Raw genomic sequence first — 20,927 nt, forward strand, 5'->3', positions numbered from 1 at the left:
GCTCAGCCACCTATGTAGGCCTCTATCACGCGGGGATCGTTCGCCACCTTGGAGGGCGGGCCCTCGGCTATAACGCGGCCGGAGTCCATCACCACGACGCGGTCGCAGAGGTCCATGACAACCTCCAGGTCGTGCTCTACGAGCACGAAGGAGATGCCCCTGGTCTCGTTGACCTCCACTATGGCCCGTGCCAGGTCCTCCTTCTCCTCCCTGCTCAGCCCAGCCATGGGCTCGTCCATGAGGACTACCTTCGGGTCCTGGGCCAGCGCCCTCGCCAGGTCGACGCGCTTCTGCACGCCCGGCGGGAGCCCCTCCACAACCCGGTCACGGTACTCGTGGAGCTCGAGGAGGTCTATGACCCTCTCGGCCTTCTCCCTGGCCCACTCCTCCCAGCGCTGCGCCCTCGGCGTCCAGAAGGCGGCGTCGATGATGCTGTAGCTCCTCCACGGCTCCAGCCCGGCCATTATGTTCTCCACGACGGTCATGTGGCGGAACAGCTCGCTGTGCTGGAAGGTCCTGGCGAGCCCCAGCCTGGCCCTCGCGTGGGGCGGGAGCCTCGTGATGTCCCTGCCCTCGAACACCACCCTGCCCTTCCTCGGCTTGTAGAAGCCCGAGACCACGTTGAGGAGACTGGTCTTCCCCGCCCCGTTGGGGCCTATAACCGCGAGTATCTCGCCTGGGCGGAGCCTGAAGCCGGCTCCGTCGACAGCCACTACGCCGCCGAACTCTACCCTCACGTCCTCGACTTCCAGTATGTAGTCTATGCCAGCCTGGGGCTTCTCCCGGTACAGGCTGCCCTCCTGCCAGAGGGAGCGGTAATCGAAGCCCATCACCCTCCCATGCTCCTTAGCAGCGGAGAACAAAACGCACCATCTCGCCGCACCCCAGCCGGAGTAGTGCCGCTCCAGCGTCCCCGTGTTGCACACGCCCTTTTAAGCATCTTTTTATCATTCTAGTTGTGGCTGGACAGTACACAAAGGTGGCCGCGGCCCCAGTAGGGCCCCGGGGAGGTGTGGCGGGCTGTGGCCTGCGGCTACCCGGGCACGATGGTTGACGTGCTCCTCTGCCACGCCGGCGGCCAGGGCGAGCGCGAGGCGGTGGTGGATACGGAGGGGGCCGGCCTCACCTACGAGCGGCTCCTCTCCCTCTCCTCCAGGGCCGCCCGCGTCCTCACCGAGCGCTACGGGCTCGGCGAGGGCGGCGTAGCCGCCATAGCCCCGGTAAACAAGGCAGAGGCTGTGGTGGCCCTCTACGCTGTCTGGCTCGCCGGCGCGGCCGCCGAGGTCCTGGACCCCCTGAGCCACAGCATGGACCTGGAGATGCAGCTGAGGCAGAAACCCCCGCGCGTCATGATAACCCACCGGGGGATGGAGGAGCTGCACTGCGGCGTGGCGGAGCGCCTGGGGGCCCGCTGCCTCCCGGCCGAGATGCTGGTCGAGGAGGCCGGGCACGGCGCCCCATGGGAGGGCTACACCAGGCCCAGGGCCTGGGACACGGCCATCATATACTTCTACGCGGGCATAGCGGGGCGGACGCTGCCGGTCCTCCACAGCCACTCCGGGATAGCGGCCTCAGCCCACACGCTCGTGGCCCACTACGGCCTGAGCCGGGACGACCGGGTGTTCGCCTCCGCCCCCATAAGCCACGCCCTCGGCCTCCAGCTCTCCCTGCTCTCCGCCCTCTACGCCGGCGGCACAGCGGTGCTCTACACGAAGAGGGGCAGGCTCGACCCAGGCCACGCGGCCTCAGCGCTCGCCTCCAGCAGGGCCACGATGGTGCTCGGGGCCCCCGGCTTCTACCAGGCAATCCTCTCCGCGGGCTACCGGGGCCACGAGGGGCTGCGCTACGCGGTGAGCGCCGGCGCCCCCCTGCCGAGGGAGACGCAGGAGGAGTGGGGCCGCGCCACCGGGGTGGAGCTGCTCCAGCTCTACGGCATGACGGAGGCGGCCCCCCTCACGGCCACCCTCCCCGGCGACAACCCGCCCGGCAGCATAGGCAGGCCGATGCCCGGGGTCGAGGCGAGGCTCGCCGACCCGGGCGACCCCTCGAGGCGGGCGGAGCGCGAGGGGGAGCTGCTGGCCCGCGGCCCCATGGTGATGAAAGGCTACATGGACGAGGAGGAGACGAGGCGCGCTATCCTCCCCGGCGGCTGGCTCCGGACCGGGGACATACTCGCCGTGGACGAGGAGGGCCACTACTACTTCCGCGGGGTGCGCAAGAGGATGCTCAAGTACAAGGGCTACCCGATATTCCCCAGGGACCTGGAGATACTGCTCGAGCAGCACCCCGCCGTGGCCCGCGCGGTCGTCGAGGGCGAGCCCGCCGGCGACCTCGGCCAGGTGCCGGTGGCCCGGGTCTGGCTCCGCCGCGGCGCATCCGCGACCAGGGAGGAGCTGCTCGACTGGGTCAACAGCAGGGTGGCTAGCTACAAGAGGCTGCGCCGCGTGGAGATAGCTGGCGAGCTGCCCGGGGAGGAGCAGCCATGACACGCTGCTGCAGGCAGGGCTATCCCGCCGAGGCCTGCCTGCTCCTCGAGGCCCTCCTCCGCGGCTACCCCAGCTACTTCCACCGGGAGGAGCTGAACAGCGACGGCCGCAGGCTCTTCGAGAGGCTCGCCCGGGTGCTCCAGGAGGCCAACCCGGGGCTGCGCCGCCTGGTCCACCGCGTCCGCCGCAGCCCTACACTCGAGAACGTGCTCAGGCTGGCCGAGGAGTTCTACACCTGCAACGCCAGGCTCCTCGCCGAGGAGGCGGCGGGGCTCCGCCAGCCCATCCTCTACCGGATCCGGGGTCCCGGCGGGGACCAGTACTACTAGGGGTGCTGCCAGGATAGCCCCGGGGGCAGTGGCGAGTGAAAAGATGGCTTGCGGGAGGAGGATAGCCTAGGCCACCGTGGCGCTAGGCCCGCTTCCCGCCCTCACCGCTGCTCACGGCGCGTAGCCAGGCCTGCCAGGCCAGCCAGCGGCACCAGCCCTTGCCCAGCACCCAGCCCGGCCTCATCCAGGGCGGCAGGCCGCTCCACGGCCCCCGGCCGGGCCACACGGGCCAGACAGGCGGCGTGGGCAGAGCCTCTTCGGGCCTGGCCTTCGGCTTAGCCTCCAGGGGCGGGGCCGGCGGGCTCCACCAGGCCCAGCCTGGCCAGCGCCCCCAGCCGTGCCGCCAGCCCTTCCACCACCCACGCGGCATGGCGGGTACAGCCTCCTAGGTCCCCGGGGGATCCCTATCGGTGACCGGGACCCGGGACCCTGTATAAGAGTTTGGCCCTCGGGGCTGGGGGCGGCTAGCGGAGCAGCTCGCGGGGGTCAGTTATCCTCCCCGTCGCAGCCGCCGCGGCCGCCGTGTAGGGGCTGGCCAGGTATACCCTCGCGCTGGGCGGCCCCATGCGGCCTGGGAAGTTCCTGTTGCTCGTCGATACCACCACTTCGCCCTCGCCTGCAACCCCCATGTGGGCTCCGAAGCAGGCGCCGCAGCCCGGCGGGGTGATCACAGCCCCCGCCTCGTGGAGGACCTGGAGCAGGCCGCTGCGGAGCGCCATGTCGTAGATCCTCCTGCTCGCCGGCGTCACTATCAGCCTGGCCCTGGCCCTCCGGCCCTTCAGTATCCTGGCTGCAGCCTCCAGGTCCTCGAGGCGGCCGTTGGTGCAGCTACCTATGAACACCTGGTCCACCTCGGTGCCCTCCACCTCCTCCACGGGGGCCACGTTGTAGGGCGCCGGGGGCTTAGCGACCATGGGCACGGTCTCGCCCAGGTTGATCTCGACGCTCTCCTCCCCGGGCCCTGGCTCCACCCTCAGCTCCCCGGCTCCGGGCGGCGGCTCCCTCCCCCTCGTCGCCCGGTACCACTCAGCCGCCACCCCGTCGAAGGGGAAGAGGGCCGTCTTAGCCCCGGCCTCCACCATCATGTTCGACACGGTGAGCCTGTCGCTCACCCCGAGGCGGGCGAGCCCCGGGCCGTGGAACTCGACGCTCCGGTAGAGGAGGCCGTCGCCGCCGAAGAAGCCTAGGAGCCGGAGCGCCAGGTCCTTCCCCGTAACCCCCTCCCCCAGGGAGCCGGTCAGCTCTATGTAGACGGGCTCGGGTACCCTCAGCCAGAGCCTCCCGGTTACAGCGGCGTAGGCCGCCTCGGTGCTTCCTATCCCCGTGGAGAACACGGAGAGAGCCCCGTAGGTTATCGTGTGGCTGTCGGCGCCGAGCACAAGCCAGCCCGGCTCAACGAGCTCCTCCACCGCCGCCTGGTGCATTATCCCGTAGCCCACGTCCCAGAGGCGGCAGCCCCTGCTCCTGGCCAGCTCCCTCAGCATACTATGCCCCGTCGCCGCGGCGGCGGTCGGGGCGGGGCTGTAGTGGTCGAAGGCAAGCACTACCCTCGGCTGCTGCCTCCTACAGTCTAGGAGCTTCTCAGCCCCGGTCTCCCTGAGCACCCTGAGCGCCAGCAGCCCGGTCACGTCGTTCATCAGCACGGCGTCGGGCTCCACCACCACTATGTCGCCGGGCCCCAGGCCGCCCCGGGGCCTCTCCACCGCGTGGGCCTCTATGATGCGCTGGGCGAGGCTCGGCAACGCGGGCCTACCCTAGGAACTCTGTGACAGCCTTCGCGTACTCCATCGTGGTGAGGCTGCCGCCTAGGTCGGGGGTCGAGTAGCCCTCCTCGAGGGCCTGCTCCACGGCCCTCTCCACGGCGAGCGCCGCCTCCTGGTAGCCGAGGTGCCGGAGCATCATGGCCGCCGAGAGGATCATGGCTGTTGGGTTCGCTATGCCCTTCCCGGCTATGTCCCAGGCGGCGCCGTGGACGGGCTCGAAGAGAGCCTTCTCGTCGCCCAGGTTGGCGGAGGGGGCCAGCCCTATGCCCCCCGCCACCTGGGCGGCCAGGTCGCTGAGTATATCCCCGTACTGGTTCATGGTGAGCACCACGTCGAACCTAGTGGGGTTACGCACCATCTCCATGGCGGCCGCGTCGACGTACATCTCGTCGACCTCCACGCCCTCCTCCTCCAGCACCTTGCGGGCAACGCTGCGGAAGAGGCCGTCGGCGACCCGGAGCACGTTAGCCTTATGGACTATCGTCACCCTGCCCGAGCGGGCCCTGGCGTAGCGTGCAGCGATCCTGGCAACCCTCCTCGTCTCAGCCTCCGTGACCACCTTGACCGCGAAGGCGGCTCCGGGCACGCTGAACTCTATCCCCGCGTAGACGTCCTCGAGGTTCTCCCTCACTATAACCAGGTCTATCGGGGCCACGCTAGCCACGCCCGGGAGGCTGCGGGCCGGCCTAATGTTCGCGTAGACCCCCAGCTCTCTACGGAGCCCCACAACCACTATCCCCGCGGTCTCGCCGACGGGGCCCTTCAGCACGACATCGGCCCAGTTCTTGGCGAGGGCGAGGGTCTCCCTGGGGAGCGGCTCACCATACTTCTCCGCAGCTGTGTCGCCTGCCTCGGCGTAGCGCATCTCAAGCTCCACACCGTAGCGGTCCATAACCCTCTCAAGCACATGCATGGTAGCCCGGGTTATCTCCGGGCCTATCCCGTCGCCGGGTATCACGAGCACCCGTGGGGGAGCCAAGACACGGCACCACCGGAGCGCGAGCCTACTCCCACACCACCAGGGCTCCACGTATATGCATCATGTGCCTCTAGGGGGCTACACCGGTGAACCCTCGGTGATGGTGAAAGAGAGGGGTGTCGCGGGCCGCGAGGGGGCGGGGGCTACACCTGCCCGGGGACCGCCACGCGCCCCCTCTCGGCCATGTACTCGGCCACCCAGCCTGCAAGAGTGTCCTCGTCGACCTTCTTCATCCTTGGAGCCGCCTCCTTCAGCTTGTTCAGTATGTGCTTCACCAGGCCGGGTTCCGGGGTGAAGCCCATCCTACTCAGCGCCCACTCCACCGCCGCCCTGCCGCTGTGGCGGCCCAGCACTATCCTCCTCTTGTTGCCCACCGCCTCAGGCTCTATCGGCTCATAGGTGGCGGGGTTCCGGAGCACGCCGTGGACGTGTATACCCGCCTCGTGGGCGAACGCGTTCCTGCCGACGATAGCCTTGTTGGGCGGGACCTCGACGCCGAACTTCCTGGCTACAAGCCTCGAGACGGGAGTCAGCAGCTCCAGCCTCACCCCGGTCCTCCTGCCCATCAGGAAGTGGAGGGCGGCCACAACCTCCTCCAGCGCCGCGTTGCCGCCCCTCTCGCCGAAGCCGTTCACGGTCACCTGGACCCCGTCGGCCCCGGCCCGGAGGCCTGCCAGCGTGTTAGCGGTAGCCAGTCCGAAGTCGTCGTGGCAGTGCACGTCTATCCACACGCCCGGGGGTAGGCTGCCGCGGACCAGGCTGACCAGCCACTCCATGTACCACGGGGTTGCGGTGCCCACGGTGTCGGGTATGTTGATGTACCTGGCGCCCGCCTCCACCACCGCCCTGTAGACCTGCACGAGGAAGCCGGGGTCGCTCCTGGTAGCGTCCTCGGCGGAGAAGAGGACCATGGCGCCATAGCTACGGGCCCTCTCGACGGCCTCAACGGCGCGCTTAATCACCTGCTCTCTTGTCATCCTCAGCTTGTACTTCATGTGCACATCGCTGGTGGCTATGAACACGTGGATTATATGGGCCTCCGCCGCCGCGGCCTCGTCAACGTCCCTTGGGCTGGCCCTGGCCAGGGCAGCTATCCTGGCGCGCGTGGCCTCGCGCACAGCAGCCTGTACAGCCCTCCGGTCTATCTCGGAGGAGGCGGGGAACCCTGCCTCTATGATGTCGACGCCCAGCTCGTCTAGCGCCCTCAGTATCTCGATCTTGTCCTTCAGGTCCAGCTCGACTCCGGGCATCTGGTCTCCGTCGCGGAGGGTTGTATCGAACACCCTTACGCGAGTTCCACTTTCGGCTGCACCTCCTCGCCGCGCGGCCCCAGGCCCTGAACGGGCCCCGGGCCGCGTGGGCCTAGCCGGCCACGCCTAGGCTGTTTTAAAGTCTTTTCTACATGATAAAGTGCCTGGGCAAAGTTTTAATAGGGGGAGCCTGGTGGGCGCAAGTCTACCTGCCTCAGCCCTTCTGGGCTCCGCTAGGCGCAGGAGGTGGTCTGGATGTCAAACGTCCCGGCGTAGCAGGAGGTGGTCCGGATGTCAAACATTTGGTAGGGGGTGCAGCCGGAAATGGAACTCGTATGAGCCGTGTAGTGGACCACGTGGCCCGGGTCCTTAGGGAGCTCGGGGTTAGGGAGGTATTCGGCGTAACCGGCGGCAGTATAATGGGGTTCTTCGACGCCCTGGCCCTCGAGGGTATCGAGATCTACATGTTCAGGCACGAGCAGGGCGCCGCCCACGCGGCCGACGCCTACGGCAGGGTGGCCCGCAGGCCGGGCGTCGTGTCGGTGACCAGCGGTCCCGGCGCGACCAACATAGTGACCGGGATAGCCAACGCCTACTTCGACTCCGCGCCGGTGCTCGCGATAACGGGGCAGGTGCCGACAAGCGTCTTCGGCCGCGACGCGTTCCAGGAGACTGATATAGTCGGCGTCACCGCGCCAATCACCAAGTTCGTCTACCAGGTTAGGAGCCCCGGGGAAGCGGGCCCCGCGGTGAGGACCGCCTACCGCCTCGCCATCGAGGGGCGGCCCGGCCCTACCCTGGTCGACTTCCCGAGGGACGTGCAGCTGAGCAGCCACGAGCCGGCCGACGAGCCTGACTACCTGCCGCTGAACTTCGCCAAGTACCGTCCCCCGCCGCCCGATCCCGAGGCGGTGGCTAGGGCGGCCCGGCTGCTCCTAATGGCGGCCCGCCCCGTGATACTCGTTGGCAACGGCGTCTACTGGTCCGGCGCCACCGCCGAGGTGCTGGAGCTCGCTGAGAGGCTCCAGGCCCCGATAGTGACGACGCTGCCGGGCAAGAACGCGGTGCCCGCCGACCACCCGCTGGTGATGGGGCCAGCGGGGATGCACGGCCGTGCCGAGGCTGACGCGGCCCTCGCCAACGCCGACGTGGTGCTCGCCGTGGGCACCAGGTTCTCGGACCGCACGGTGGGGAGGTTCGGCCCCGAGCTGCTGGAGAAGAAGATAATCCATATAGACGCGGACCCGAGCGAGCACGGGAAGAACGTGCCCCCCGCAGTCAGCGTGGTGGCGGACGCGAGGCAGGCCCTCCGAGCCCTGCTGAGGGAGATCAGGGCAGCGCCGCTCCGCGACACGAGGTTCCTAGAGTGGCTCAACTGGATCCGCCGCCGCTACGAGGAGGCCATGGAGAAGCTCGCGGCCAGGTTCAGGAAGTTCCCGCCCTGGAAGGTGCTGAAGACGCTGAGGCAGGCCGTGCCCCGGAACGCTATAACGGTGACCGGGGTCGGCAGCCACCAGATGTGGGCCGAGCAGCACTGGGACGTCTACGTGCCCGGTACATGGATTACGAGCGCCGGCCTGGGCACTATGGGGTTCTGCGTCCCAGCGGCGCTCGGGGCCAAGATAGCGGCCCGGGACCGCACGGTGCTCTGCATCGACGGCGACGGGAGCTTCCAGATGACCATGAACAACCTGGCCCTGGTGAGGGACTACGACCTCCCGATAATAGTGACTGTGTTCGACAACCGGGCCCTCATGCTGGTGAAGCAGTGGCAGATCTACATGTACGACCGGAGGATAGTAGCCACGGAGTACAGCAGGTGGCCCTGCTTCGAGAAGATAGCCGAGGCGTATGGCATAGATGCTGTCCGGCCGGCGAGCCTCGAGGAGCTCGAGGCCGCCGTCCGCCGTGCCGCCAGGAACAACGAGCCGCTGATAGCTATAGTTGATATCGACCGGGAGGAGGATATAGTGCTGCCCTGGGTGAAGCCCGGCGACTGGCTCACCGAGGCCATACTGCCGCCGGGCATGGAGGATGTAAGCCTCGTCTACGACGAGAAGGAGTGGGAGAAGGTGGCCTCGGCGATAGCAGCCAAGACCGCCAGGAGTGGGTGAGCCCTGATGGAGGCGGGGCGGTACGTGATAGAGGTCTCGGCGTTCAACGGCATGGATGCCGTGATGAGGCTGGCGAATATGGCTAGGAGGGCTAAGCTGGAGTACCATGGGCTCAGCGCCAGCTTCGACGGGAGGGTGGTGAGGCTCCGGATAGACGCCTCGGGGAGGGAGAGCGAGGTGCGCTGGCTGGCGGCGAAGATCGAGAAGATGCCGGAGGTCTACTCGGTGGTCTACAAGAGGGTGGCCTAGACCCCCTGGACCGGCTTCCCAGGTTAGCCGCTGTTTTGCCCCTCCCCCCGCGGGGCGGGAGGCCCCACAACACCCCAGGCTATATGGATGAGCCTTCCATGTGTAGTATCGGCGTGTCGGGAGGCACTCGACGAGCCCAGTAGGGGAAGGTGGATGGGCATGGCCCGGATATACACCGAGCGGGACGCGAGCCTAGACCCCCTGAAGGACAAGACGATAGCCGTGCTGGGCTACGGAAGCCAGGGCAGAGCCCAGGCCCTCAACCTCCGCGACAGCGGGCTCGACGTGATAATAGGGCTCCGGCCCGGGAAGAGCTGGGAGAGGGCCGAGAAGGAGGGCTTCAAGGTCTACAGGGTGGACGAGGCGGTTAAGCGGGCCGATGTTGTAATGATGCTGATACCCGACATGGTGCAGCCGGAGGTGTGGGAGAAGCAGGTGGCGCCCCACCTGCGCGAGGGCATGACAGTGGACTTCGCCCACGGGTTCACCGTGCACTTCGGCCTCATAAAGCCCCCAGAGTACGTCGACGTGGTAATGGTTGCGCCGAAGGGCCCCGGCGCGAAGGTCCGCGAGGAGTTCCTGGCGGGCCGCGGGGTCCCCGCGCTGCTCGCTGTCTACCAGGACTACACGGGCCACGCTAGGGACACGGCGCTCGCGATAGCGAAGGGGATAGGCGCCACCAGGGCCGGGGTTATAGAGACAACCTTCAGGGAGGAGACCGAGACGGACCTTATAGGCGAGCAGACCGTGCTGGTCGGCGGGCTGATGGAGCTGATCAAGAGGGGGTTCGAGACCCTTGTGGAGCTCGGCTACCAGCCGGAGGTGGCCTACTTCGAGGTCCTCAACGAGGCCAAGCTCATCATGGACTTGATATGGAGGTACGGGATAACCGGCATGCTCGAGCGTGTCTCCGTCACAGCGAGGTACGGCGGCCTCACCGTGGGCCCCAGGGTGATAGACGAGAGGGTCAAGGAGAACATGAAGAGGGCTGCCGAGAGGGTGAGGAGCGGCGAGTTCGCCAGGGAGTGGGTGGAGGAGTACCGGAGGGGCATGCCTAGGCTCCAGAGCCTGCTCGACGAGATACGCGGCCACGAGATAGAGAGGGTTGGCAGGGAGATGCGCCGCCTCCTCTTCGGCGAGGAGGGCGACTAGGCCGTGCCGGCGCTGCGCAGCAGGGAGATCCGGGAGGGGCCGCGCCGGGCGCCCCACCGCAGCCTGATGCTGGCGGCGGGGCTGGACGAGAGCGACGTCTACGACACCGGCAAGCCCCTGATAGGGGTTGTGAACACTTTCTCCACGATAGTGCCGGGGCACGTGATGCTGGACAAGCTGGTAGCAGCGGTGACTGAGGGGATACGGGAGGCCGGCGGCGTGCCGGTGCACGCCGGCGCGGTCTCGGTGGACGACGGGATAGCGATGGGCCACGAGGGGATGAGGTACAGCCTCGTGGCCAGGGAGAACGTTGCGGACGCGGTGGAGATCTTCGCGGAGGCCCACCGGCTCGATGGCGTGGTGGTGGTCACGGCCTGCGACAAGATGCTCCCCGGCGCCCTGATAGCGGCGGCCAGGCTGAGGGACAAGATACCGGTGTACATCGTTAACGGCGGCCCCATGCTCTCGGGCCGGGGGGCCGGCGGGGGCTGCTGCATAGCCCTGGGCCACGTGTTCGAGGCCGTCGGCGCCTACCTCGCCGGCAAGATAACGGGGGAGCAGCTCCGCGAGATAGAGATGAGGGCGCTGCCCACACCCGGCAGCTGCGCCGCCATGTACACCGCCAACACCATGGCGGTGGCGGCGGAGGCCATGGGCTTCATACTCCCCGGCGCGGCCGCGATCCCGGCAGTCTACTCCAGGAGGATCCACGTTGCCAGGGAGACGGGGAGGCTGGCGGTCAGGGCAGCCCTCAAGGGCTGGAAGGCCTCCATGTTCCTCGGCAAGCGCTCCATCCTAAACGCGCTCGCGGTTGACGCTGCGGCGGGGGGTTCGACCAACACGCTCCTCCACCTCGCGGCCGTGGCGGCGGAGGCGGGCGTGGATCTAGACATGGGGGAGGTGGAGGAGCTGCTCTCCAAGACGCCCTGGCTCGCCGACCTCGAGCCCGGCGGCCGCTACTACATGGAGCACCTCTACCAGGCCGGCGGCGTCCCCGCGATAGTCAGGGAGCTGGCTAAGGCAGGGGCCTTCGATGCGTCCATGCCAGCCGCCACCGGGGAGCCCTGGAGCAGGGTGCTCGAGCGCCTGCCCCCGGCGCCGGGGGCCCCGGTGGTGAGGAGGGCTGAGCAGCCGCTGCAGCCCCGCAGCCCGCTCCGCATCCTGCGCGGCAGCCTGGCCCCCGGCGGCGCGGTGATCAAGGCGGTCCGGATATCGAGGACCAGGTTCGAGGGCCCGGCCAGGGTCTACGAGGCCGAGGAGGAGGCGGTGGAGGCGCTGGAGAGGGGCGAGATACGCGAGGGCGACGTGGTGGTGGTCCGCTACGAGGGCCCGGCGGGCGGCCCCGGGATGAGGGAGATGTTGCAGCTGACCTCGATGATATACGGTATGGGGCTGGGCGACAGGGTCGCGCTGGTGACCGACGGGAGGTTCAGCGGCGCCACGAGGGGCCTCGCGGTCGGCCACGTGTCCCCCGAGGCCATGGCGGGGGGCCCGATAGCCCTGGTGAGCGACGGCGACAGGATAGTCATAGACCTGGAGAGGGGGAGGATAGACCTCCTCGTCGACCAGGAGGAGCTGGAGGAGAGGAGGAAGCGGTGGCGCGTGCCAGAGAGCGTGGCGGAGAGGCACCGGAGGCTGGCGGAGAGGGGGAGCGTGCTCCACGCCTACAGTCTCATGGCCTGCAGCGCTGACCGAGGTGGAGCGAGGCGTTGCCCCAGGAGGCAGGCCTGGTGAGGGGGCGTGCGCTTGTAGTGGGGGACAACGTGGACACCGACACGATCATACCGGCCCGCTACCTGCACTCCACTGACCCCCGGGAGCTTGCCCGCCACGTGTTCGAGGACGCCCCTGGCATCCGGGCTAGGCTCGACGGGCTCGAGAAGCCGGTGGTGATCGTGGCGGGCCGGGGCTTCGGCTACGGGAGCAGCAGGGAGCACGCGGTGCTCGCGCTCAAGGCGGCCGGGGTGGCGGCGGTGGTGGCCGAGAGCTTCCACAGGATATTCTACCGGAACGCGCTGAACAACGGGCTCCCCGTGGTGGAGGCGAGCCTCCGCGGCTCGACGCGGGACGGCTCGCTGGTCGAGATAGACCTGGAGACCGGCGAGATAAGGGTGGACGGCCGCCTAGCCGCCAGGGCCAGGCCGCTGCCCCCCATGCTCCGCAGGCTGCTCGCCGCGGGCGGGCTGAGGGAGGAGCTGCGCCGCCTGGCGGCCGGCAGCGGCTAGCCCCGCTCCCTCCTTCCAAGCCCTCTTATAGCCCTCTCCACGTCCTCCGGCAGCGGCCTGATCAGCCCAGCCTCGCGGAGCAGCCTCATCTTCTCCAGCGTCGCCTTAATTATGCTGCTGGCCCTCTCCAGCTCCTCCTCGTAGCTCAGCCGTAGCCTCGCAACCCCCTGCTCCACCGCCTTCGCCGCCGCGGCGGCCGCCACTCTCGGGAAGACCTCCCACTCCTCCATGCTCGGTATTATGTAGTCCTCGCGGAGCCCCCGCTCCTCGGCGAACCTTGCCAGCTCCTCCGCCGCCGCGATAGCCATCTCATCCGTTATCGTGCGGGCCCTGACGTCCAGCACCCCCCGGAAGATCGAGGGGAAGGCTAGGCTGTTGTTAACCTGGTTGGGCAGGTCGCTCCTCCCCGTGGCTACCACCCTCGCTCCAGCGCTCTTGGCCTCCCAGGGCCAGATCTCCGGCACTGGGTTGGCCTCGGCGAAGACTATGGGGTCCCGGTTCATCCTCCTTATCCACTCCGGTTTCAGCACCCCGGGGCCGGGCCTGGAGGCAGCGACCACGGCGTCGGCGCCCTCGAGGGCCTCGGGTATCCCTCCCCCGCGGAGCCCGCGCCACCCGCCGCCGGTCTCGATGGCTATCCTGTACTTCCACGGGTTCTTCTTCCTCAGCTCCTCGATATCACTCCTCTCCGGGTGGAGCACCCCCCGCGAGTCGACTGCAACTATGTTGCCTGCGGGCACCCCGTAGGCTCTCAGCAGCCGGTAGAGGGCCACGTTGGCGGCGCCAACGCCGACCAGGACTATCCTCATCTCCCTGAGGCTCCGCCCCGTCAGCTTGGCCGCGTTTATCAGCCCCGCGAGCGTGACTGTGGCGGTGCCCTGCTGGTCGTCGTGCCAGACGGGGATGTCCAGCCTCCTCCTCGCCTCCTCCAGGATGTAGAAGCACTTGGGGCTCTCGATATCCTCGAGGTTCACCCCGCCGAAGCTCGGCTCGACGAGCTCGAGCAGCTCGAGGAACTTCCCAGGATCCCTGGCCCGGTGGACTAGGGGGATGGCGTCGACTCCCCCGAGCGCCTTGAAGAGGAGAGCCTTCCCCTCCATGACGGGGAGCGCTCCCTCGGGCCCGATGCTGCCGAGGCCCAGCACCCTGGTGCCATCGCTCACAACAGCCACCGTGTTCCAGCGCCAGGTGTTGTGGAAGGTCTGCTCCGGGTCCTCGGCGTCCTCCCGCGCAGGGCCGGCCACACCGGGGGTGTACCAGATGGCGTAGTCCTCCTGCCTCTCGGCCGGCACCTTGGGTATGACCTCTATCTTCCCCTCGTAGAGCCTATGCAGCCTGCGGGATATAGTGTACCAGTCTACCCTCTCCCCGCTCAAGACGAGCTACCAGAGCATAGTCAGCGGTGCGGCCGGGGGGCTGTAATTAGGAGTTGCCCCCGGCCGCCGGGCCTCGCCCCCGGGGGACTCGTGCAGAGCCCTGAGGCCGTGAGGGGAGAGCGGTATAGGCCGCGCTCCCGGCCCTAGCCCCGGGGTGGAGCACGGCTTGCCGCGGGCCGTTCTCTGCGGGCTTCCCCTCCCCGAGGTTGAGCCGGGCGACGACCTGGCAGCCCTCATAGCCGGGGCGGCCGAGCGCGAGTGCGGCGGCCTCAGGGCAGGCGACGTGGTGGCTGTGGCGAGTAAGGTGTTGTCGAAGAGCCTTGGCCTCCTCTACCGCCTCGACAAGGTGGAGCCGAGCCCTAGGGCGCGCAGGATAGCCGAGAGGGCCGGTCTCGACCCGAGATACGTCGAGATCCTGCTAAGGGAGAGCGGCGAGGTGCTAGCAGCCATCCCGTTCAAGAGGCTGGTAGAGGAGGGCGTGGTCGCCTGGGAGACCCTGGCGAGGAGCAGGGAGAAGCTGTTCAGGGCGCTGGACCAGTTCCCTACAATCTTCCTCACCAAGAGGGATGGGATGCTCTGGACCGACTCGGGGATAGACGGGTCAAACCACCCCCCGGGCGTCTACAGCGTACCGCCCCGCGACCTCGACGGCCATGCTAGGAGGCTGTCGGAGCAGCTGAGTAGAGCGGCCGGCGGCCCGGTGGCGGTGGTTATCTGCGACACAGAGGTCATGCCCGGCGGTGCTCTCGACATAGCCCGGGGCGCCTACGGCTTCCCGGTTCTCATGAGGAGGTTTGGCGACCCCGATAGGTATGGTAAGCCGAAGTTCGGGGGCGCGGATAACCTCGCTAACGCTGTCTGCGCCTCGGCCAGTCTCCTGGCGGGCCAGCACGCCGAGGGCATACCCGCTGTCATCCTAAGGGGGCTACGCTACGAATGGTCCACCGCCGGCGTGAGGGATGCACTGGGGAAGACCCGTGCCGCGGCCGCTGTCAGGGCCACGCTCTGGCATACCGCGAGGGTGCTCGGGCTCCGCAGCCTCCTGCGCCTCCTCCGGGGAGCCTAGGGTGCCCCTGGCCCCTAGAGCTTCTCGGGCTCCGCGTCGAGGGGGACGGGCCTCCTCCTCGGGGTTGGCGCCCCACCAGGTTCTCGGTGGGGTAGCGGGCCTCGATCCTGCGGAGAGGCTTCTCCGGCGGCGACCGCGTAGACGTGGCGGTGGTGAGCAAGGCCCAGCTCATGAGGAGCCACAGCGTCGCCGCCGCTGCTCCTCTTGATCTCGAGGGCGGTGCGGAGCCCGGCAGGCCCCGAGCCTGTGACGAGGACGTCGTGCTCCAGCGTCTCGGCCATGGCCCGCTCACCCTCCCTCTAGGAGCTGGTGGAGCCTCTTCCGCACATCCTCCATGACCTGGTCGTAGAGGTTGTTGCCGTGCGAGTCTATCACCAGGGTGAGGGGGCCGAAGTCGCGGACGCGGAGGAGCCAGACCGCCTCGGCCATGCCCAGCTCCTCCAGCCAGTAGACCGCCTCCACCCTCTCCACGGCCCTGGCCGCGAGCACGGCCGCGCCCCCGGTGAAGACCGCGTAGACGGCGCCGTAGCGGCGGCAGGCCTCGGCGGTGCCCCTCCCCATTCCACCCTTCCCTATCACCATCCTGACCCCCGTGAGCCTGATGAACTCGGGCTCGAGGGGCTCCATCCTGGCGCTCGTGGTGGGGCCGGCCGCGACTATCTCCCAGCCCCCGTCCCTCCTCCGGGCCACGGGGCCGCAGTGGTAGACGGCGAGCCCCCGGGTTGGGAAGGGGAGGCCTCCGCCCCTCCGCAGCGTCTCCACGATCCTGCGGTGCGCCTCATCCCTGGCGGTGAAAACGAGGCCGGAGAGGTAGACCACGTCCCCCGCCCGGAGCCTCCGCACCTCCTCCTCGCCGAGCGGGGTCTCCAGCCGGTAGACCCGAGGCACTGCGGCACACCTCACGGGGCAGGGGGGCCTGGCTAGATGTGGCTTGATGTTATCCTCCAGGAGCCGTCCGGCATGAAAACCCCGGAGGCGCGGCGGAGCGCCCAGCAGCTGAGCACGACCCCGACAGCGTAGGTAGCGGGGTGCCGGTGGCCGTACTCCAGGTGGAGGTCCAGCGCCGTCACCCGGCCCCCGAACCCGTGGGCCCCCAGGCCGAGCTCGTTGACCTCCCGGAGCAGCTTCTCCTCTAGCTCAGCCGCCTCGGGGTCGGGGTGCCTCTCCCCGAGCCTCCGGAGGAGCAGGGCGCGCTTGGCGAGCGCGAGCGCCTGGTCGCCCGTAGCGGCTACGCCCACGCCCACCACGAAGGGCGGGCAGGCCCTCGGCCCCGCCCCCGCCACGGTCTCTAGCACCGCCCGGTGCACCGCCCCCACGCCCTCCAGGGGGAGGGCCATATAGAGCCCCGTCGGGGCCTCGCTCCCCCCGCCCTTCGGCGCGTAGACCGCCTCGAGGCTCTCGCCGGGGACAAGCTCCACCTCCACCCACGGCGTATAGCGTCCGGTGTTGTCGCCGCTGTTCCTCCCCCTCAGCGGGTCCACGGCGTTAGGCCTCAGGGGCACCGTCCTCGTGGCCTCCCTCACCGCCTCCCGGGCCACATCGTAGAGCCTGCTCCGCAGCGGGAACCCGTCGCCGACGCGGAGGTAGAAGAACGGGGCCCCGGTGTCCTGGCAGATCGGCCTCCCCAGCCGGGCGGCGAGCCTAGAGTTCTCCAGTATGGCCTCCAGCTGCATCCTCGCCAGCGGGTTATCCTCAGCCTCCAGCGCCCTCTCCAGCGCCTCGTACACGTCGCGGGGGAGCCGGGTGGTAGCCAGGCGGATAAGCTCAACCAGGAACCCGCGGAGCCGGTCCTCAAGCCCCAAGCCCACAGCACCCAGGAGGTTAGCCAGCCAGCGCAGGGTAGTAGTGGCCCCGGGGGGAGGGTTAAGGGAAGGGATGCCGCTGCCCATCCCGGGGCCCCGGGGCTGGACGGGAGGCTCAGCGGGCCCAGGAGGGCACAAGGAATATAACCTAGGACCCAGGGTTCCTCGTGGCCTATTGGAGGCGGGCCCTGGAGGGGTGTATGGGCCCGTAGCTCAGCTAGGATAGAGCGCCGGCCTCCTAAGCCGGTGGTCGGGGGTTCAAATCCCCCCGGGCCCGCCACCCTCAACTCCTCCAACTCCATGCGCTGCGGCAGGCCCCTCCCCCAAGCCGGCTATGGATTGCTGCGCCCATCCCCGCCGGCGGAGGGCATCACCCCCAGTCGATGGCAGAGAGCCGGGCCCTTTTGTGGACAAGGGGTCCGGCACCGTGCGGGGTAGGGTAGGGGCGTGGTAGCCCGGGTTGAGGGTCCTGGCCTCCTCGCGGCTGCCGCGGCCACCCTGCTAGCCATGAGGGGTGGCGGGCGGCCCCGAGCCTCCTCCCGGAGCCTGTAGGCGTAGGCGGGGTAGTCTCCAAGCCCATACCACGAGGTATGCCTCCTTGCTGCCCCGCAGGCCCTGGCGGTGAGCCCGGCGAGCTTCTCCACGTCTACCTCTATCACCAGGCTGCCTCCCTCCAGGGCCCAGCGGCCTGCCTCGATATAGGGGATACCCTTGTAGCGCCAGCCGGGCGGCGTGATGCCGGCGCACGCGCTGCTCCCATGCGGGGTGTAGAGGGGCAGCCCGACATCCCGGTAGGGGTCTATACCGGTCCCGTTGATGCCGAGCCTCACGGCCAGCGTGCCGCCGGCGAGGCTCACGTTCACCCTCGGCGCCCGGATGGGGATCGCTTCGACACGGAGCACGAGCGTGCCGTTCTCGTGGCTGAAGCCTAGCCAGAAGCTTCCCCTGGACAGCACGGAGCGGTTGTAGTACCTCGCGAGCAGGTGCTCGAGACAACCGTGGGCGAGCTGGAGCGCAGCGTGGCGGAGGCCTGGGAGGAGAGCCTCCGCCACTTCCTCCGCCTGCTCCAGTCCAGGGGCGAGGAGGTTAGGGCTGCAGGGCCCTGGTGGCACCGCGGGGTCTAGATAGACGCGGTCGTCGTGACCGAGGAAAAGGTCTACGGGCTCGAGGCCGAGTGGAGCAGGCTAGGCCCCAGGGACCTCGCGGGGACCATGACAAGGCTCGAGGCTAAGCTCGAGCACCTCCCCCTTGCCCGGAGGGGCTACGCCCGGTGCCCGTGGTCTACGCCCGCGAGCTGGCCGGCGAGCCCTGGGAGGGGGGGGCCTACAGCCTCGAGGACGTGGTCAAAGATGTCGGGAGGACACGGGTCCACCGGCTTCCCCCGCCCTAGGCCCGGGGCCCTGGGGCGCCGGCGCCCTAGAGGATCGTGGCCAGCGCTCTCACCGCGAAGGCGGCCGCGGTGGCGAGGGCTAGGTCGTAGCCCAGCGCCGCTAGGGTTAGCCTCCAGCTCCTAGTCTCCCCGTAGATCGTGCCGAGGGTGGCGACGCAGGGTATGTATAGGGTCGTGGCGAGCATGAGCGCCAGCACCTGCCACGGCTGGAGGGCGTAGGCCTTCAGCGTAGCGTACTCGCCCGCGGCCTGCCCCTGGACGGGCGCCACCGCCGCCAGGGAGTCGAGGAACACCTCCTTGGCTATGAAGCCGCCGAGGAGCCCGAAGCCTATCCTCCAGGCCCTCTCGTAGTCCACGCCCAGCATGAGCTGCACGTACGGCGCCATCGCCCTGCCTATGCTTGCCCCGTAGCTCTCGGCTGCGCCGCCGGCCTCGCCGAGGTAGCCCTGTGGCCCATAGTTCGCGAGCAACCAGAGCACTATGCTCACCGCCACTATCACCGTGCCGGCCCTCACGAGGAAGTGGCGGAGCTTGTCCCAGGTGAACCACCACACCACCCTCCCACTCGGCCTCTTCGTGGGAGGCAGCTCTATCGCTATCTCGCTGGCCTTCCCGCCCTTAAGCCTGGTGAACAGCTTAAGCGTCACCAGGAAGAGGATTATCGATATCAGGTAGACGGTGAACACAGCCAGCGCCCTCTCCACCGCGCTGTGGAAGTAGACGGTCGCCAGTGCTAGGAGCACTGTGAGTCTGGCGCTGCACGGCACCAGGGGCAGGGCGAACGCGACCGCCCTTCTCTCCGTAGGGGAGTCCATTATCCTCGCCGAGATGACGCCGGGCACGTTGCAGCCCAGGCTGAGCATGGCGGGGAAGACGGCCTTTCCGCTGACCCCGAATAGGCGGAAGAGCCTATCAACCCCCACGGCTAACCTGGGCAGCAGGCCGGAGTCCTCGAGGGCGCCTATAAAGGCCATTATCACGGCTACCAAGGGGATGAAGGTGAGCACCAGGCCCAGGCCGTAGCCGGAGGAGAGCAGGCCCTCGCCCAGCATCCGGGCCAGCACCGGGTTGGGTATAGCGCCCTCCACCTGCTCCGCCAGCCAGTCCATAACAACGGCTACCAGGTTCTGCAGGCTATACTCATCAACCAAGTCGGCGGCTCCCGTGTAGCCCAGGTGCCTCAATATATCATCGAGAGGCCACCCGCTCGCCACGGAGAAGGTGGCGAGGAAGATGAGGAAGAGTGTCCCGAGGCTGACCAGGGGGCCCAGCACCGGGTGGAGGAACACCAGGTCGAGCCTCGACAGCCCCAGCGCCGCCTGGCCCTCCTCCCGGGCCCTGGGCCTGTGGGCCACGTACCTCTCGTAGAGCCTGGAGGCGTAGTCATACCTCCTCTTGACAAGCTCTATGGCCAGGTCTATGCCTCTCCCCCGCAGCTCCTCCCGGATCCTCTCAGCCTCCTCGGCCACCCTCCTGGCCCTCTCCGGCCCTAGCAGCTTCTCGAGGTAGCGCGGGACCCAGTCATGCCCCTCCAGGAGCTTCACGGCCAGCCAGCGCGCACGCGCAGGCTCCAGCACCCCTTCATCCGAGCCTGTTATGAGGCCGGCTAGTCTCTCCACGTAGGGCTTCAGGTCCCCGAGCAGCATGTCCAGCAGCGGCCCCTTCCCGCGGCGGACGGGCTTCCGGATAACCACCTCCAGCAGCTTATCGATACCCAAGTCCTTCAGTGCGCTCACCAGTACCACTGGGACTCCGAGCTCCCTCTCCAGGCCCTCCACGTCCACCTCTATGCCGCGCTCGCCCAGCATGTCAGCCTTAGTTATCACAACCACCACGTTGTCGAATGCCTCCAGCAGCTCTAGGGGGAGAGCGAGCCCCCTCTCCAGCGCGGCGCCGTCGGCTAGGGTTATTATCACGTCAGGCCGGTTCTCCAGGAGGAAGTTCCTCGTGACCTCCTCCTCTGCCCCGGTGCCGCTGGTGCTATAGACCCCGGGGAGGTCCACGACGCAGACCACGCGGTCCCCGAGCCTTATGTGGGCTACCTTCATCTCGACGGTGGCCCCCGGCCAGTTGGCCACCAGCTCGCTGGAGCCGGTAAGCCTGTTGAACAGCGTGGTCTTCCCGCTGTTGGGCGCGCCCACGAGGGCTGCTACCACGTCGCAGCCCCGTCTCCCCCCGGCGGCCGGCACTCCAGCCACCACCTCCAGAACCCAGAGGGGGGCGCCACCTCTTTAAGCCCTGTTAAAATGCAAGTGGAATTTGTGTCGGAATGAATGCAGATACGGGTACCGCCAGCCTTGCACCGTGGCCGGCGCGGTACTCGAGCCATCGGGGGGCTGCGCTTGACAGGGCACCCCCGTCCCGGCGGCACCCCTGCTTATCGTCAATGCCTGGGGCTGCTCCAGGTAACCCGGGGGCCCGCGCCCTCGCTGCGGGGGGGGGGACAGCCATAGACCTTGGAACGTGCGCCGAGAGCGGGGGCGAGGCGGTGGCAAGGCCGTGGCCGGGGCCTTGTGGAGTCATCCTCCTACCCCGCGCCTACCCCTAGAGGAGGCCGGCAGGGCTTACAGGGAATGCCCGAGGGCCGCGTTATAGGCCGCGCCGCCCTCCCGGCCCCCGGGGTGGCCCCCCGGGGGCCCGCGCCCTCGCTGCGGGGGGGGGGACAGCCATAGACCTTGGAACGTGCGCCGAGAGCGGGGGCGAGGCGGTGGCAAGGCCGTGGCCGGGGCCTTGTGGAGTCATCCTC

At 68.5% G+C, this 20,927-nt stretch carries 20 protein-coding genes and 1 tRNA gene; 10 read left to right on the plus strand and 11 right to left on the minus strand.

Going from position 1 to position 20,927, the window contains the following annotated elements; translation table 11 throughout:
• Window positions 1–2 precede the first annotated feature (2 nt).
• Entirely contained in the window at window positions 3–863 is an 861-nt protein-coding gene (locus CF15_RS01230) for an ABC transporter ATP-binding protein (protein WP_236698085.1), read from the minus strand.
• A 159-nt stretch (window positions 864–1,022) separates the two neighbouring features.
• Between CF15_RS01230 and CF15_RS01235 the strand changes: the two genes are divergently transcribed.
• Window positions 1,023–2,486 (plus strand): class I adenylate-forming enzyme family protein, encoded by a 1,464-nt coding sequence (locus tag CF15_RS01235; RefSeq protein ID WP_058370172.1) that lies wholly within the window; start codon window positions 1,023–1,025, stop codon window positions 2,484–2,486.
• Window positions 2,483–2,815 (plus strand): hypothetical protein, encoded by a 333-nt coding sequence (locus CF15_RS01240; RefSeq protein ID WP_058370173.1) that lies wholly within the window; start codon window positions 2,483–2,485, stop codon window positions 2,813–2,815. The genes CF15_RS01235 and CF15_RS01240 overlap by 4 nt, the downstream gene beginning before the upstream one ends.
• Window positions 2,816–2,897: 82 nt before the next feature.
• On the opposite strand, the gene CF15_RS01245 is transcribed toward CF15_RS01240, so the two are convergent.
• From CF15_RS01245 to CF15_RS01260, 4 genes are all read right to left on the minus strand, one after another.
• A complete protein-coding gene (locus CF15_RS01245) occupies window positions 2,898–3,185 on the minus strand; it encodes a hypothetical protein (protein ID WP_058370174.1) in 288 nt (95 codons plus the stop codon).
• 94 nt (window positions 3,186–3,279) lie between these two features.
• Entirely contained in the window at window positions 3,280–4,557 is a 1,278-nt protein-coding gene (locus CF15_RS01250) for an aconitase/3-isopropylmalate dehydratase large subunit family protein (protein ID WP_236698087.1), read from the minus strand.
• Between the two features lie 7 nt (window positions 4,558–4,564).
• Window positions 4,565–5,557 carry an isocitrate/isopropylmalate dehydrogenase family protein gene (locus CF15_RS01255; RefSeq protein WP_058370175.1) on the minus strand — a complete coding sequence of 331 codons (993 nt, stop codon included), beginning with the start codon at window positions 5,555–5,557 and terminating at the stop codon, window positions 4,565–4,567.
• A gap of 143 nt (window positions 5,558–5,700) precedes the next feature.
• Window positions 5,701–6,840, minus strand: coding sequence for a LeuA family protein (locus CF15_RS01260; protein ID WP_269082795.1), 1,140 nt, complete (start codon window positions 6,838–6,840; stop codon window positions 5,701–5,703).
• 302 nt (window positions 6,841–7,142) lie between these two features.
• Here CF15_RS01260 and ilvB point away from each other — a divergent pair, with 302 nt between their 5' ends.
• The 5 genes from ilvB to CF15_RS01285 all read left to right on the plus strand — a co-directional run bounded on the left by ilvB (window position 7,143) and on the right by CF15_RS01285 (window position 12,547).
• Window positions 7,143–8,921 (plus strand): biosynthetic-type acetolactate synthase large subunit, encoded by a 1,779-nt coding sequence (gene ilvB / locus CF15_RS01265; RefSeq protein WP_083494408.1) that lies wholly within the window; start codon window positions 7,143–7,145, stop codon window positions 8,919–8,921.
• A 6-nt stretch (window positions 8,922–8,927) separates the two neighbouring features.
• Window positions 8,928–9,170: an ACT domain-containing protein gene (locus CF15_RS01270; RefSeq protein ID WP_058370176.1), complete on the plus strand. Its 243-nt coding sequence runs from the start codon at window positions 8,928–8,930 to the stop codon at window positions 9,168–9,170.
• Between the two features lie 153 nt (window positions 9,171–9,323).
• Window positions 9,324–10,322, plus strand: coding sequence for a ketol-acid reductoisomerase (gene ilvC / locus CF15_RS01275; protein ID WP_083494409.1), 999 nt, complete (start codon window positions 9,324–9,326; stop codon window positions 10,320–10,322).
• 66 nt (window positions 10,323–10,388) lie between these two features.
• Window positions 10,389–12,056, plus strand: a complete 1,668-nt coding sequence (gene ilvD / locus CF15_RS01280; RefSeq protein WP_476704362.1) for a dihydroxy-acid dehydratase — start codon at window positions 10,389–10,391, stop codon at window positions 12,054–12,056.
• Window positions 12,032–12,547: a LeuD/DmdB family oxidoreductase small subunit gene (locus CF15_RS01285; RefSeq protein ID WP_201783067.1), complete on the plus strand. Its 516-nt coding sequence runs from the start codon at window positions 12,032–12,034 to the stop codon at window positions 12,545–12,547. The genes ilvD and CF15_RS01285 overlap by 25 nt, the downstream gene beginning before the upstream one ends.
• On the opposite strand, the gene CF15_RS01290 is transcribed toward CF15_RS01285, so the two are convergent.
• A complete protein-coding gene (locus CF15_RS01290) occupies window positions 12,544–13,923 on the minus strand; it encodes an NAD(P)-dependent malic enzyme (protein WP_058370179.1) in 1,380 nt (459 codons plus the stop codon). The two genes, CF15_RS01285 and CF15_RS01290, sit on opposite strands and share 4 nt — an antisense overlap.
• Window positions 13,924–14,089: 166 nt before the next feature.
• Between CF15_RS01290 and CF15_RS01295 the strand changes: the two genes are divergently transcribed.
• On the plus strand, window positions 14,090–14,989 hold the full coding sequence (locus CF15_RS01295; protein ID WP_058370180.1) for a coenzyme F420-0:L-glutamate ligase: 900 nt from the start codon (window positions 14,090–14,092) through the stop codon (window positions 14,987–14,989).
• Window positions 14,990–15,003: 14 nt separating this feature from the next.
• Here the strand turns inward: CF15_RS01295 and CF15_RS01300 are convergent, their stop codons facing one another.
• From CF15_RS01300 to CF15_RS01310, 3 genes are read right to left on the minus strand one after another with little or no spacing between them, the layout of a single operon-like run.
• A complete protein-coding gene (locus CF15_RS01300; protein ID WP_058370181.1) occupies window positions 15,004–15,270 on the minus strand; it encodes a hypothetical protein in 267 nt (88 codons plus the stop codon).
• A 7-nt stretch (window positions 15,271–15,277) separates the two neighbouring features.
• Window positions 15,278–15,877: a FumA C-terminus/TtdB family hydratase beta subunit gene (locus CF15_RS01305; RefSeq protein WP_058370182.1), complete on the minus strand. Its 600-nt coding sequence runs from the start codon at window positions 15,875–15,877 to the stop codon at window positions 15,278–15,280.
• A gap of 32 nt (window positions 15,878–15,909) precedes the next feature.
• Entirely contained in the window at window positions 15,910–16,797 is an 888-nt protein-coding gene (locus tag CF15_RS01310; protein ID WP_420820190.1) for a fumarate hydratase, read from the minus strand.
• Window positions 16,798–16,993: 196 nt separating this feature from the next.
• Here CF15_RS01310 and CF15_RS01315 point away from each other — a divergent pair.
• Window positions 16,994–17,071: transfer RNA gene (locus CF15_RS01315), tRNA-Arg, on the plus strand.
• A 52-nt stretch (window positions 17,072–17,123) separates the two neighbouring features.
• Here CF15_RS01315 and CF15_RS01320 read toward each other — a convergent pair.
• Entirely contained in the window at window positions 17,124–17,747 is a 624-nt protein-coding gene (locus CF15_RS01320; protein ID WP_168371197.1) for a hypothetical protein, read from the minus strand.
• Between the two features lie 27 nt (window positions 17,748–17,774).
• Between CF15_RS01320 and CF15_RS08730 the strand changes: the two genes are divergently transcribed.
• Window positions 17,775–17,915: a hypothetical protein gene (locus CF15_RS08730; protein WP_168371198.1), complete on the plus strand. Its 141-nt coding sequence runs from the start codon at window positions 17,775–17,777 to the stop codon at window positions 17,913–17,915.
• Window positions 17,916–18,207: 292 nt separating this feature from the next.
• On the opposite strand, the gene feoB is transcribed toward CF15_RS08730, so the two are convergent.
• Window positions 18,208–20,370, minus strand: coding sequence for a ferrous iron transport protein B (feoB, locus tag CF15_RS01325; RefSeq protein WP_168371199.1), 2,163 nt, complete (start codon window positions 20,368–20,370; stop codon window positions 18,208–18,210).
• Window positions 20,371–20,927 lie beyond the last annotated feature (557 nt).

Origin of the sequence: Pyrodictium occultum, assembly GCF_001462395.1 — an archaeon.
Taxonomy (GTDB): domain Archaea; phylum Thermoproteota; class Thermoprotei_A; order Sulfolobales; family Pyrodictiaceae; genus Pyrodictium; species Pyrodictium occultum.